The organism is Streptomyces sp. NBC_00435 (genome assembly GCF_036014235.1).
Classification (GTDB): domain Bacteria; phylum Actinomycetota; class Actinomycetes; order Streptomycetales; family Streptomycetaceae; genus Streptomyces.
Genome location: NZ_CP107924.1, coordinates 2,464,531 through 2,477,452 on the forward strand (window position 1 = coordinate 2,464,531; position 12,922 = coordinate 2,477,452).

The window sequence follows — 12,922 nt, forward strand, 5'->3', positions numbered from 1 at the left end:
TCAGACGAGGGCGGTGGCCTCCTCCAGGGAGAGGCCACCGCCTTCGGCGTACGCGGCCTCGTACGCGGCCTCGCCCAGGGCGGCCCGGGTCAGGCGCTCGGCCAGAGCGGCGTCCGCGCGCTCCGTGGTCACCGGGAAGTGCCCGGCCGGCAGGAGGGCCCGGTAGGCGCCGAGGAGGCGCGCGGCCCGCCGTTCCCGGTCCGGGCCGCCGAGCTGGACCAGGGAGAGGGCTCCCGTCATCAGGTACACGGCCGGGAGCTGGGGGGCCATCATCATCGAGAGCGGGTCCCGTACCGCCTCGATGGCTCGGCGGATCTGGGCGAGGGCCTCCTCGTACTTGCCCTCCTGGTTGTCGAGCCAGGCCATCGTGCCGAGCAGGAACCCGTCGAACACGGCGTACGCGCCGAAGGAGAACTCGTCCCGCAGGGACTGGAGCTGGGTGCGGGCCTCGGGGATGCGGCCGGTGCGGCCGTAGACGCCGGCGAGGAACATCCGGGCGGCGGGCAGGGCCTCGTTGCCGACCTGCTGGATGGCGGCGCCGAGGAGGCCCACGAGGAGCTCCTCGGCGTCCTCCAGGTGGCCGCCCTCGGCGAGGGTCCCGGCCATCCGCACCTGCAATACCGTGACCTGCGCCTTGGCCCCGAGCCGCCGGGCGTGCTCGATCGCGGCGCGGTAGTCCTCCGTGGCCCGGGCGTACTCGCCGAGCTTCTCCAGGGACTCGGCGCGGGCGGACAGCGCCTCGGCGCAGCCCCAGTCGTCGCCGAGGGACGCGTAGATGGCGAGGCTCTCCTCGGCGTCGCGGGAGGCGTTGCCGGCCCAGTCCGCGCGGTTGGCGAGGATGTTGGCCCGCAGCTGGAGGGCGGAGGCCAGCTCCCAGCGGTAGCCGAGCGCACGGGCGGTCTCGACGGTCGCCTCGCTGACGCGCCGGAGCAGTGCGGGGTCCCCCGCGATCATGACGGCGTAGATCCACAGGGCGGAAGGGGTCCGGCAGGTCTGCGGGAGTCCCGGGCGGTAGGCGGCGACCATGCCGTCGACCTGGGCGCGGACCTCGGGGGTGGACCAGTTGTCGCTGGTCTGGTCGCGGGAGGCGAGACAGAGCATCTGGATGCCGCGCCAGGCCTCGGTGAGCAGTTCGCCCTCGTACGGCGGCGGCGTGTCGACGAGCCGCTCGTAGACGGGCGGGGCGGGGACCACCGGCGGGGCGAACGGGTCGGGGCCGAGGGCAGCGGCGGCGCCGGCCCAGTGGCGGGTCTCGGCGCGCAGGTCGTGCATGTGCCAGTACCAGACGAGGGAGTTGACCAGGCACAGGACCTCGCCGATGTCCTTGGCGGCGACGGCCCGGCGCAGGGCGGTACGGAGGTTCTCGTACTCGGTGGCGAGCAGGTCGGCGGCCGCGCGCTGGCCGTGGCCGCGCAGCAGCGGCTCGGTGGTGCGGGCGAGTTCCCGGTAGTGGGTGAGGTGGCGGCGCTCGGTGTCCGCCCGGTCCGGGCCGGCCTCCGCGAGGCGGTCGGTGGCGTATTCGGCGACGGTCTCCAGGAGGCGGTAGCGCATGCCTGTGGGGCCGTCGGGGGCGGCGACGACGAGCGACTTGTCGACGAGGGACCCGAGCAGGCCGGCGACTTCGAGGGCGTCGACCCCGGCTGGCGCGTCGGCCCGCGCGTCGGCGCAGACGGCCTCGGCGGCTTCGAGGCCGCAGCCGCCGGCGAAGACGGACAGGCGGCGCAGGACGGCCCGCTCCGGCTCGTCGAGGAGGTCCCAGGACCAGTCGACCACGGCGCGCAGGGTCTGCTGGCGGGGGAGGTGGGTGCGGGCACCCCCGGTCAGGAGCCGGAAGCGGTCGTCGAGCCGGTCGGCGATCTGGCGCGGCGTGAGCAGCCGCAGCCGGGCGGCGGCCAGCTCGATGGCCAGCGGCATCCCGTCGAGCCGGCGGCAGATCTCGGCGGCGGCGGCCGGATCCTCGTCCACGCTGAACCCCGCCCGGGCGGCGGCCCCCCGGTCGTCGAGCAGCCGGATCGCGACGGGGTCGGGCAGCGGATCCACCGGGCGCAGGGTCTCGCCGGGCACGCCGAGGGGCTCGCGGCTGGTGGCCAGGATCTGCAGGCCGGGGCAGCGCGCGAGCACTTCTTCGGCGAGTCTGGCGGCGGCGTCGACCACGTGTTCGCAGTTGTCGAGGATCAGCAGCATCCGGCGGCGGGCGCAGTGTTCCACGAGCCGGTCGAGGGCGCGGTCGCCGCCCCGCTCGGTCAGCGCCCGCATCTCCTCGGCGGAGGCACCGCGCAGTTTGGTCTCCCGCGCGCCGAGCGCCGAGAGCACCGCTTCGGCGACGTCCTGCGGATCGTCGACGGGAGCCAGCTCCACGAACCACACGCCGTCGGCCCAGCCCCCGGGTCCGGTGGCGGGATGGCCGGCCGGGGGGAGGTCGGTGGAGGGGTGGCCGGTCGACGCATGGGCCTCGGCGGCCTCCTGCGACAGCCGGGTCTTCCCGGCACCGCCGGGCCCCAGCAAGGTGACGAGGCGCGACCGGGCGAGGTCGGTCCCGATGACCCGGATGTCCTCCTCCCGGCCGACGAAGGTCGTCAGCCGCACCCGCAGGTTGCCCTGGCCGGCCGCCAAGGGAACGGCCCCCGGCACGTCCCCCGCCGGCAGGGCCGGCGCGGCAGCGAGGCCCTGCCGGCCGGGGGTGGCGTCCGGACCGACGTCGGCGCCGGTGTTGGTGCCGGTGTCGGTGCCGGTGTCGGTGCCCGGCCGGCCGCCCGGGGAGTGCACGGCCGCGGACGGCGGCGTCACGGTGCCCCACGCCGGCGGAGTCCCAGCACCCGGCCGGGGCGGGGTCACGCCGCGCGGCAGCGGTGGGGTCACCGTGCCGGGAGGCAGGGTGTCCGCGTCGCCCTGCACGGGAGGGGTCACGGTGCCCCACACCGGCGGGGTCGCAGCGCCCGGAAGGGGCGGGGCCACCGGGCCCGATGGCGGCGGAGTCGCAGCGGCCGGTTCCGGGGCGGGACCCTGCGGGGTTCGCGGGTGCGGCTCGGGGTGCCGGGACGGGTTCAGGAGGGCGGCGTGGAGGGTGCGCAGGGCGGGGCCCGGGGTGGTGCCCAGGCGGTCGGCCAGGTCCCGCCGGACCTCGTCGTAGGCGGCCAGTGCCTCCGCGGGACGGCCCGCGTCGCGCAGGGCCCGGATCCGCAGGGCCTGCAGGGGTTCGTCCAGCGGAAGCCCCGCGCACAGCGCGGTCAGCTCCGGCAGCACCCGCTCCGCCTCGCCCAGCGCCAGCGCCACGTCCAGGCGACCCCGGCGCGCGTCCCGCCGTAGCGCCTCCCAGCGGGCGGCCTCCGGCTCCGAGCCGGGCAGGGAGCACAGCGGCTCCCCGCGCCACAGCGCCAGGGCCTCGTCGTACAGGGAGGCCGCCTCCGCCGGGTCGGCCTGGGCCGCCGCCCGCGCCAGCCGCTCGAAGCGGTACAGGTCGATGTCGTCCCGGGCGGCGAGGAGCACGTAGCCGCCCTCCCCCGAACCGACCACCTCGCGCCCCAGCGCCCGGCGCAGCCGGCCCACCAGCGCCTGGAGCGCCGCGAGGCCGTCGGCCGGCGGGTCCCCGTCCCACACCTCGCCGATCAGCGCCGCCGCGGGCACCGCCCGGCCGGGCCGCAGCGCGAGCGCGGTCAGGAGCGCGCGCAGCCGCGCCCCGCCGATGGGGACGGTGGTCCCGTCGGCGCGGACGGCCTGGGTGGTGCCGAGAATCACGTAACGCACCGGCCCATTGTCTACGGCCCGGGGGCTCCTTCGGCCCAGCCCGCGGGATAGGTTCGCCGCATGGGTCCCGTGGGCAGTCAGAACCGTAGTCAGCACCGCGACGAGCGGCGGATCAGTCCCGTCTTCCTCGGCATCTTCGCCGTCATGGCGGTGACGGGGTGGGCCGTGTGGACGGGGTACGCGACCAGCCCCGGGCTGGCCGTCTTCCTCTTCGTCACGTCGGCGTGGATCGTCTCCCTGTGCCTGCACGAGTACGCGCACGCCCGCACCGCCCTGCACAGCGGTGACCTCAGCGTCGGCGCCAAGGGGTATCTGACGCTCAATCCCCTCAAGTACACGCACGCACTGCTCAGCATCGTCCTGCCGGTGCTCTTCGTGATCATGGGCGGCCTGGGTCTCCCCGGTGGCGCGGTGTACATCGAGCGCGACCGGATCGAGGGCCGCTGGCGGCACAGCCTCATCTCGGCGGCCGGCCCGCTGACGAACGTGGCCTTCGCTGCGGTGTGCACCGCGCCGTTCTGGCTGAACGCCCTGGACGGGGTCCCGTTCGTGTTCCGCTTCGCGCTCGCCTTCCTGGCCCTGCTCCAGGTCTCGGCGGCGATCCTGAACTTCCTGCCGGTCCCGGGCCTCGACGGCTACGGGGTCATCGAGCCCTGGCTCTCCCACCGGGTGCGCCGCGAGGTGGCGCCGCTGGCGCCGTTCGGCCTGCTGGCCGTCTTCGCACTGCTGTGGATCCCGGAGATCAACGGGTACTTCTTCGACCTGGTGTACGCAGTGCTGTCGGCACTGGGCGTGAGTGACCTGGAGGCCGGCTGCGGCCACAACCTCTACCAGTTCTGGCAGGACACCAACGGCTTCTGCCAGATCGGCTAGTCGGCCCCTAGGCCTGGCCCGCGCTGCGGGTGGCCTTCTCGATCTTCGCCTTGCGCACGTAGAACCACGCCATGTTCGACGTGATGCCCGCCATCAGCACCCATACGATCCCGAGCAGGTTGCCGTGGACGAAGGAGACGACGGCCGCGGCCACGGCGAGGGCGCAGAGGACTACGGCGAACACGGCAAGGCGGGGCATGATGCGGGCTCCTCGGGACACTGAAGCGGTTCGAGCCCCTCCAGTGTCCCCCATGCCCCCGAGTGCTCCCGGCCGGTCACTTTCGGCCATTCCATGATCTTTCCCTTCCCGCGCCGCTACGGTTCCGCCGGAGGCGTGCCGCGTGCGCGGCGTGCGGGGACCGGGGGGAAAAGACATGCAGGAGATCACTAAGGGCGCGAACGTCAGCCTGACCGCCCTCAGTGAGGACGCCGGTGCGGTCGTCGTGAGTCTGAGCTGGAGCAGCGCGTCGGGGGCCGGGGACGCGGACGTCTCCGTGCTGCTGCTGGACGAGAACGGCAAGATCCGCGACGAGAACGACTTCTACTTCTACAACAACCCGGCGGCGGCCGACGGAAGCGTGCAGCTGCTGGGCAAGACGCCGACCGACAACGGCGACGAGGACCGCATCAGCGTGGACCTGACCGCCGTGCCGGAGGGGGTCGCGAAGATCGTGGTGGCGGCCAGCCGGTACGGCGGCACGCGCTTCGGGGACCTCGACGACCTGCGGATGACGGTCGCGGACCGCTCCGGCGAACCGCTGGTCGGTTACTCGATCGACGACGCCGGCGTGGAGACGGCGTTCATCTTCGGGGAGCTCTACCGGCGGGGCGAGGAGTGGAAGTTCCGCGCGGTCGGCCAGGGGTACGAAACCGGCCTCGCGGGACTGGCGACGGACTTCGGCATCCCGGTGCTCGAGGAGTCCGAGGAAGCGGACGGCCAGGAGGCCGGGGAAGGGACCCCGCCCGCGGGCACGGCCGCCGTCGCGGACCCGGCCCCCGCGGCCGGGCCGGCCGCCTCGTCCGAGGCCGTTCCGGAGGCCGTTCCCGAGGCCGATCCCGAGGCCGATCCCGAAGCCGTTCCCGAAGCCGTTCCCGAGGCCACCCCGGCGCCCGCGTCCGGGACCGCCGATCCCGCCCCCACGACCGGCGCCGTCGCCCCCGTCCCGGCCCAGACCCGGGGCCCCCGTACGACCAGGAAGAAGGTCACCCTGCCCAAGGTGGCCCGGAAGTCCCTCGCCGAGAACGAGACCTGGAGCCAGGCCCGACTGTTCCCCGTGCCCTCGCTCAAGAGCGACAAGGAGCGGGAGGTCCGCGCCACCTCGGTGCTGCTGTCGGTCATGGCGCAGGTGCCGGAGTTCGGCCGCCGCCTCACGGCCGGGTTCGGCGCGCCGGCGGGCCGGATGCAGACCTTCACGGAGGTCTCGCTCCCCCACGGGGACACACCGCGCCGGCCGGACGGGGTGATCCGGGTGGAGCGCGCGGGCAAGCTGTGGACGGCGCTCGTGGAGACCAAGACGAACGGCAACCCGCTCAAGGCCGAGCAGGTCCAGGCGTACATGGACATCGCCGCGCGCCGGGGCTACGAGGCCGTGATCACCCTCTCCAACGACGTGGCCCTGGAGGGCCGCGCCATGGTGGAGGTCAAGGTGGACGGCCGGCGCAAGCACAAGGTGAGCCTCTGGCACCTGTCCTGGGCCGAGGTCGCCCACCAGGCGCAGATGCTGATCCGGCACGAGGGCGTGGGCAACGCCGCGCACGCCTGGCTGCTGCAGGAGCTCCTGGAGTACCTCCAGCACGAGCAGTCGGGCTGCCACGGGTTCCAGAACATGGGCTCCGCCTGGGTGCCCGTGCGCAACGGCATCGAGGACGAGACCCTCGGTCACGGGGACGCCCGGGCGGTGGAGGTCGTGGAGAGCTGGGAGCGGCTGATCCGCCAGGTCTGCCTGCGGCTCGGCGGGGAGCTCGGGCAGAAGGCCCTGCCGGTGCAGCGGTCCCGGCGGGGCAGTGATCCGCAGGCCCGGCGGGTCGCGGCGGCGGAGCGGCTGTCCGGCGACGGGAAGCTCTCCGCGGAACTGCGCGTGGACGGGACCAGCAGCGTCATCGCGGTCAGCGCCGATCTGCGGACGTCCAAGGTCCGTACGTCCGTGGAGGTGCCGGCGCCGGAGGGTGCGTACCCGCTGGTCATGGTGAAGCGGCTGCTGAAGCTGCTGGCCGAGGCCCCGGCGGACCTGCACGTGGAGAGCCTCGTCGAGGCGGGGAACGGGCCGCGCGGGACGCTGGAGCGGCTGCGGCCCGAGCCGGGGGACCTGCTGCCCGTGGACGGCTCCGCGGTCGTCGGTTTCCGGCTGTCGCTGCTCAAGGGCATGGGCAGCACCCGTGGGAACGCGGAGTCCGGGTTCATCCGGAGCGTCGACGATGCCGTGGAGCGCTTCTACCACGGTGTGGTGGCTCATCTGGGCCCGGTGGAGGGGCGCGGCGGCCGACGCGGCTGACCGGGCGCGGGGCCCGTCCGGCCGGCCGCGGTGAGGGGCGGCCGGACGGGTGCGCGGGGCGGGGCGGCCGCGGCGGCTCAGACGTCCGTGACGCGCAGGCCCGCGTGGGCCTTGTAGCGGCGGTTGGTGGAGATGAGGTTGGCCACCAGGGACTCGACCTGGTGGGCGTTGCGCAGGCGGCCGGCGAAGACTCCGCGCATGCCAGGGACACGGGCGGCGAGGGCCTGGACGATGTCCGTGTCGGCGCGGACCTCGCCGAGGACCATCACGTCGGTGTCGATCTCCTCGATCGACTCGTCCTGGAGGAGGACCGCCGAGAGGTGGTGGAAGGCCGCCGTGACGCGGGAGTCCGGGAGCAGGGCGGCGGCCTGCTGGGCCGCACTGCCCTCTTCGACCTGGAGGGCGTACGCACCCTGCTTGTCGAAACCGAGCGGGTTGACGCAGTCGACCACGAGCTTGCCCGCGAGCTCCTCGCGCAGCGATTCCAGGGTCTTGGCGTGGCCCTCCCACGGCACCGCGATGATCACGATGTCGCTGCGGCGCGCGCACTCGGCGTTGTCCGCGCCCTCCACCCCGAGGCCGAGCTCGTCGGCGGCGGTCCGCGCCCGGTCGGCGGCGCGGGAGCCGATGATCACCTTCTGGCCGGCCCGGGCGAGCCGGTAGGCGAGGCCCCGGCCCTGGTCACCGGTGCCGCCGAGGACGCCTACGACGAGCCCGGAGACGTCGGGGAGGTCCCACGGGTCCTTCGCGGGAGCCTTGGCGGGAGCGGCGGCGGGGGCCGTGACGGGGGGCTGCGTGCTGTCTGTGGAGGTCATGGGGGCGAGGGTATCCGCGAGATCGCCGGAGTCGAACGCTGGGAGTGCGTGCGATGCGCGGTGCGCGCGGACCGTGCGGGTGAGATGAGGGGTACGGCTCCCGTATGTCCCTTCCATGCGGCAGGATGCCGTTATGGACGCCGTGAGGGTCGCGCTGCTGCGCGAAGTGCTCGCCGGTACGGAGTGGCCGGGCGCCGCACGCCGGTTCGCCGGGGCGCTGCGGCGGTCGGTCGTGCCGGCCGGCGGGAACCTGCTGCTGGTCGGGACCGAGCAGTACGAGCCCTGGCACATGGCCGCGCACCTGGTCGACGAGGCCGCCTGGTCGGGGCTGCCCGAGCTGGCGCCCACCCTCGTACGCCACCACGTGCTGCCCGGCGACGCCCCGCACCTCTCGGTCGGCCTGAGCCGGCTGGAGGCGGCCCGGCGCGGTCACACCCTACTGGTGGTGGCCCCGGAGCAGCCCGGCGAGGGGCTGCTGGAGCGGGTCCACGACGCCCGGCGCGCGGGGGCGACCGTACTGTCCCTGGGCGGCGGGGACGCGGATCTGGGGACGCTCGCGCACGAGGTGCTGTCCGTACCGGACGGGGCCGCCGAGCTGGACCTGGACACCGTGCAGCACCTGGTGAGCGCGGCGGCCGGGGAGAACAGCCTGCCGACGCAGCGCGGGCCGCGGCGTCTGCGGGACCGGCTGGCGCGGCTGGCCGACCAGTTGGCCGCGCCGCCGCCCAGCCGCTGGTAGTGCCGGCATGCCGCTGTGCCGGTGGGCACCTTCCCTTACGGGGTGCCCTCCTCGCCCTCGCGGGTCTTGTCATTCCAATTCGGGTCGTTCTGCCATTCGAGGTTGCGCTCCTGCGCCGTCTCCATGGCGTGGCTCGCCTCCTCGGGCGTTTGGTAAGGACCGAAGCGGTCCTTCGCCGGGCACTCGGGACCCTCCTCGACCTTGTTGTGGACCAGGCAGTAGTACCACTCGCCGGGTTTACCCACCTGGCGCTTCTTGAACAGGGCCATCGTCAGGCTCCTCTCTCTGTCGCCATGCTGCCCCATACCCGCTCGATACACTCGCTTGTATGTCTGGCCAGTCGCTGCTCGTACCAGGCGAGCTCACCCCCGTCCGTTCCGTTCCCGGAAACATCCGCCGGCCCGAGTACGTCGGCAAGCCCGCGCCCACTCCGTACACCGGACCGGAGGTGCAGACGGCCGAGACCATCGAGGCCATGCGCATCGCCGGCCGGATCGCCGCCCAGGCGATGGAAGAGGCCGCCAAGCTGATCGCGCCGGGGGTGACCACCGACGAGCTGGACCGGGTCGCCCACGAGTACATGTGCGACCACGGCGCCTACCCCTCGACGCTGGGCTACCGCGGCTTCCCGAAGTCCTTGTGCTCCTCGCTCAACGAGGTCATCTGCCACGGGATCCCCGACTCGACCGTCCTTCGGGACGGCGACATCGTCAACCTCGACGTGACCGCTTACATCGGCGGGGTGCACGGGGACAACAACGCCACCTACCTGTGCGGAGACGTGGACGAGGAGTCGCGGCTGCTCGTGGAGCGCACCCGCGAGTCCCTGAACCGTGCCATCAAGGCCGTCAGGCCGGGCCGTCAGATCAACATCATCGGCCGGGTCATCGAGTCGTACGCGAAGCGCTTCGGCTACGGCGTGGTCCGGGACTTCACCGGTCACGGGATCAACTCGTCCTTCCACTCCGGCCTGATCGTTCCGCACTACGACAGCCCGCACGCCACCACCGTCATCGAGCCCGGGATGACCTTCACCATCGAGCCGATGCTGACCCTGGGCACCCACGAGTACGACATGTGGGAGGACGGCTGGACGGTCGTCACCAAGGACCGCAAGCGCACGGCGCAGTTCGAGCACACGCTGGTGGTCACGGACACCGGGGCGGAGATCCTGACGCTCCCCTGAACCCAGGAAAATCAGCCCCGGAGGTTTTACCGACAAGGCGTCGGGAACATATTGACTTAGGTAAGCCTAAGTAGGAGGATCGGGTGTGGCGGCACGGCCGCCACGCCCCGCTCCCCCTTTTCTTCCGATTCCTCGGAGGTCCGTCTTGGACGCCTTCTCCACCGTCATCCGTGTCGCTTCGCACGAGCAGCACACCGAGGCAGAGACCTCGAGCTTCATGAGTGACCTGCTCGGCGGCCGCCTCGGAGTGGACGCGTACACGCGCTACACCGAGCAGTTGTGGTTCGTGTACCGCGCTCTGGAGGACGCCGCGGAGGCACTCAAGGACGACGCGGTGGCCGGTCCGTTCATACAGCCCGAGCTGATGCGCGTGAGCGAGATCGAGCGGGACCTCGCCCACCTGCGCGGGCCCGAGTGGCGCGAGACGCTGGTCGCACTGCCCTCAACCGAGGCCTACGCGGCCCGCGTCGCCGAGTGCGCCGCCTCCTGGCCCGGCGGTTACGTCGCCCACCACTACACCCGCTACCTGGGCGACCTCTCCGGCGGCCAGATCATCCGCGACAAGGCGGAGCGGACCTGGGGCTTCGAGCGCAAGGGCGACGGCGTCCGTTTCTACGTCTTCTCGGACATCTCCAACCCGGCGGCCTTCAAGCGGACTTACCGCGAGCTGCTGGACGCGATCGCCGCGGACGACCTGGAGAAGCAGCGCATCATCGACGAGTGCAAGCGGGCCTTCGACTTCAACGGCGCGGTCTTCCGCGAGCTGGGCGAGCAGTTCCCGCTCAGCGCGTAGCGCCTGCGCGGCGGGCTGAACGGGAAGGGGGGTGGGCCCGATGGGGCCCACCCCCCTTCCGCGTGTTCCCCGGGTCCGTTGGCCCACCACAGCCTGCCTGCCGCGGCACGGCCGGCCCGCGGCCACAGGTGCTGAGCGTGCGGAGCGCGTCAGTTGGTTCCCGGGGCGAAGCGGACGCGCCCGCCGATCTCCACCGTGCCGTCCGGGCCGGGGGCGGTGAGGATCTGGGAGCCCGCGCCCTGGGTGATGTTCAGGGCGCGGTTCAGCTCGGCCGTCAGCAGGATCGCCGCCGAACCGGTGGCCTCGTCCTCGGTGACGACCCCGTCGGGGCGGCGCGGGAAACCGCGGGCCCGGATCCGGCCCGCCGCCTCGTCCTCCCACGCCCAGGCGTACAGCCAGCCCTCGCCCGGCGGCGGGGCAGACAGCGCCTCCACCTCCGCGGCGCTGGCGTACTGCTCGGTGCGCTTGCCCGCGACCCACTCGGGGCGGGCGGTGATCCAGGTGAACTCCCCGTCGTCGCGCGCCCATACGGTGCCCGCCGGGGGCTGGAGCTCCTCGATGTCGAGCAGCCACGCGACTCCGACCAGCGGGTGCCCGGCGAAGGACATCCGGGTGCCGGGGGTACGGATGTCGACGACCCCGCGCTCGGGGTCGTCGACGAACACCGTCTCGCTGTAGCCGAGTTCGGCGGCCAGCGCCTGCCGGGACGCGTCGTCGGGGCAGGTCCGGCCGTCGCGTACGACGCCGAGCAGGTTGCCGTGGCCGCCGTCACCCGCACAGAAGACCTTCAGGACGTCGAGATCGTTCACGCGGGCATTGAAGCACGGCTCAGTTCTGGGTCGTACGCCGCCTGCGCGCCACGTACACCGCGCCCGCGCCCGCGGCCACGATGGCCGCGGAGGAGCCGAGCAGGGCGCCGGCCGGGATCTCGGAACCCGTGGTGGCGAGGTTGCCGCCGACGCTGCCGCCGACGCCTCCGGTCGTGGCGGGGCCGGTGGGAGCCACCGTGGTGGGGGTGGCGGTGGGCAGGACGGCGTCCTTGTCCACGGAGACGGTCAGGTTGACGTCGTCCACCCGGTCACCGGGCTTGTACATGGAGCCGGTGGTGTCGTTCGCGAAGGCCGCGGCGCCTTCCGCGGTGAGCGCCGTCCGTACGGCGTTCAGGGAGAGCAGGCCGTCCTTGGTCTTGTACTCGGCCTTGGACAGGTCGAGCGTGGCGAAGGGGACGTTCGCCTTGACCGCGGTGGCCGTCTTCACGTCCAGGACCAGGGTTCCCTTGGCGCCCTCCGTGTTGATGCGGACGTTGCCGAAGGTCATGTCGATGCCGTGGGCCGCGTACTGGAAGCGCAGGTTGCCCGCGAGGGAGGCGTTCAGCTTCCGGGTCTTGGTGTCGAGGGTGCCCTTGCCGCCGCCGAAGGTGAAGCTGTCGCCGCTCGCGACCGCGCCGTCCGTCGGGGTGACGGTGCCGCCCGCGCCCTGGACGTACTTGCGGAAGGACTCCTTGATGCCCCAGGCCAGCTTGCCGCTGAGGATCTGCTGCGGGCCGTCGGTGACCGGGGAGCTGGCGGAGGGGGAAGCCGACTTGGACGGGGAGGCCGGCACCGAGGTGGACGGGGAGGGGCTCTTGGAGGGAGAGGTGGAGGCGGAGGGGGACGGGCTCTTGGAGGGCGGCGGCGGGAACTCCAGTACGGCCGTCAGCGGGTCGCCCGCCTTGTCCTTGTAGCCGTCCGAGCCCAGGAGCGTGGCGGCCTCGGCGGTCAGGGTGGTGGCCAGGCCGGTCATCGACTGCCCACCGAAGGCGACCTTCGCGAAGGGGACGTCCGCCGTGAGCTTGCCGTCCCGGGTGACGTCGACGATCAGGAGCTTCTTGCCGGTGTCGATGCGCAGGTTCGCGAGCTTCACCTCGAAGCGGTGCAGGTCCGACTTGAAGGTGACGCTGCCCTTGAAGGCCGCGGTCACGATGTGGCTGGCCGGGTCGTACTGGCCGGTGGCCGAACCGAACGTGAATCCCTTGTCGGTCCTCTTGGCACCGTCCGCGACGGTGATCTCGCCCTTGGCCATGCCCGTGACGTACGTGCGGTAGCTCTCCAGGAGACCCCAGTCGAGGGTGCCGCCGACGACCGGGATCGACGCGGACGCCGCCGCCGGCGCGGACGCGCCGGGCGCGCTGCCCGCGGCGGTGGCGGGCAGGACGAAGACGGTGGCGCCTATCGCGGCGGCGGTGACGACGGCTGCCGCGATGGCGACGGGGCGGCGGGTGGATGACATGGCAGAGGTCTC

Annotated in this window: 11 protein-coding genes; 5 read left to right on the plus strand and 6 right to left on the minus strand. The window is 73.1% G+C overall.

All coding sequences use genetic code 11. From position 1 onward, the window contains the following. Positions 1-3,744, minus strand: a complete 3,744-nt coding sequence (locus OG389_RS11260; protein WP_328298335.1) for an AfsR/SARP family transcriptional regulator — start codon at positions 3,742-3,744, stop codon at positions 1-3. A 60-nt stretch (positions 3,745-3,804) separates the two neighbouring features. Between OG389_RS11260 and OG389_RS11265 the strand changes: the two genes are divergently transcribed. Next, entirely contained in the window at positions 3,805-4,617 is an 813-nt protein-coding gene (locus OG389_RS11265) for a site-2 protease family protein (RefSeq protein WP_328298336.1), read from the plus strand. 7 nt (positions 4,618-4,624) lie between these two features. Here OG389_RS11265 and OG389_RS11270 read toward each other — a convergent pair whose 3' ends face one another. Next, positions 4,625-4,816, minus strand: a complete 192-nt coding sequence (locus OG389_RS11270) for a hypothetical protein (RefSeq protein ID WP_328298337.1) — start codon at positions 4,814-4,816, stop codon at positions 4,625-4,627. 175 nt (positions 4,817-4,991) lie between these two features. Here OG389_RS11270 and OG389_RS11275 point away from each other — a divergent pair, with 175 nt between their 5' ends. Beyond that, entirely contained in the window at positions 4,992-7,109 is a 2,118-nt protein-coding gene (locus OG389_RS11275; protein ID WP_328298338.1) for a TerD family protein, read from the plus strand. A gap of 77 nt (positions 7,110-7,186) precedes the next feature. Here OG389_RS11275 and npdG read toward each other — a convergent pair whose 3' ends face one another. Next, positions 7,187-7,924 (minus strand): NADPH-dependent F420 reductase, encoded by a 738-nt coding sequence (gene npdG, locus OG389_RS11280; protein WP_328298339.1) that lies wholly within the window; start codon positions 7,922-7,924, stop codon positions 7,187-7,189. Between the two features lie 133 nt (positions 7,925-8,057). Between npdG and OG389_RS11285 the strand changes: the two genes are divergently transcribed. Then, positions 8,058-8,663 (plus strand): hypothetical protein, encoded by a 606-nt coding sequence (locus OG389_RS11285; RefSeq protein ID WP_328298340.1) that lies wholly within the window; start codon positions 8,058-8,060, stop codon positions 8,661-8,663. 35 nt (positions 8,664-8,698) lie between these two features. Here the strand turns inward: OG389_RS11285 and OG389_RS11290 are convergent, their stop codons facing one another. Beyond that, a complete protein-coding gene (locus OG389_RS11290) occupies positions 8,699-8,932 on the minus strand; it encodes a hypothetical protein (RefSeq protein WP_328298341.1) in 234 nt (77 codons plus the stop codon). A gap of 59 nt (positions 8,933-8,991) precedes the next feature. Between OG389_RS11290 and map the strand changes: the two genes are divergently transcribed. Next, positions 8,992-9,849, plus strand: coding sequence for a type I methionyl aminopeptidase (map, locus tag OG389_RS11295; protein WP_328298342.1), 858 nt, complete (start codon positions 8,992-8,994; stop codon positions 9,847-9,849). A 145-nt stretch (positions 9,850-9,994) separates the two neighbouring features. Further along, a complete protein-coding gene (locus OG389_RS11300) occupies positions 9,995-10,642 on the plus strand; it encodes a biliverdin-producing heme oxygenase (protein WP_328298343.1) in 648 nt (215 codons plus the stop codon). A gap of 149 nt (positions 10,643-10,791) precedes the next feature. On the opposite strand, the gene OG389_RS11305 is transcribed toward OG389_RS11300, so the two are convergent. After that, complete coding sequence (locus tag OG389_RS11305) at positions 10,792-11,451, minus strand: PhzF family phenazine biosynthesis protein (RefSeq protein WP_328298344.1); 660 nt, start codon at positions 11,449-11,451, stop codon at positions 10,792-10,794. 19 nt (positions 11,452-11,470) lie between these two features. Next, the gene (locus OG389_RS11310; RefSeq protein WP_328298345.1) at positions 11,471-12,910 is read right to left on the minus strand and encodes an HtaA domain-containing protein; all 1,440 of its coding nucleotides are present in this window, start codon (positions 12,908-12,910) and stop codon (positions 11,471-11,473) included. Positions 12,911-12,922: the final 12 nt, after the last annotated feature.

Bases quoted from the DNA above. Each gene is read 5' to 3' on its own strand.
- OG389_RS11265 (WP_328298336.1), top strand. From the start codon at position 3,805: ATGGGTCCCGTGGGCAGTCAGAACCGTAGTCAGCACCGCGACGAGCGG.
- OG389_RS11270 (WP_328298337.1), bottom strand. From the start codon at position 4,816: ATGCCCCGCCTTGCCGTGTTCGCCGTAGTCCTCTGCGCCCTCGCCGTG.
- OG389_RS11275 (WP_328298338.1), top strand. From the start codon at position 4,992: ATGCAGGAGATCACTAAGGGCGCGAACGTCAGCCTGACCGCCCTCAGT.
- npdG (WP_328298339.1), bottom strand. From the start codon at position 7,924: ATGACCTCCACAGACAGCACGCAGCCCCCCGTCACGGCCCCCGCCGCC.
- OG389_RS11285 (WP_328298340.1), top strand. From the start codon at position 8,058: ATGGACGCCGTGAGGGTCGCGCTGCTGCGCGAAGTGCTCGCCGGTACG.
- OG389_RS11290 (WP_328298341.1), bottom strand. From the start codon at position 8,932: ATGGCCCTGTTCAAGAAGCGCCAGGTGGGTAAACCCGGCGAGTGGTAC.
- map (WP_328298342.1), top strand. From the start codon at position 8,992: ATGTCTGGCCAGTCGCTGCTCGTACCAGGCGAGCTCACCCCCGTCCGT.
- OG389_RS11310 (WP_328298345.1), bottom strand. From the start codon at position 12,910: ATGTCATCCACCCGCCGCCCCGTCGCCATCGCGGCAGCCGTCGTCACC.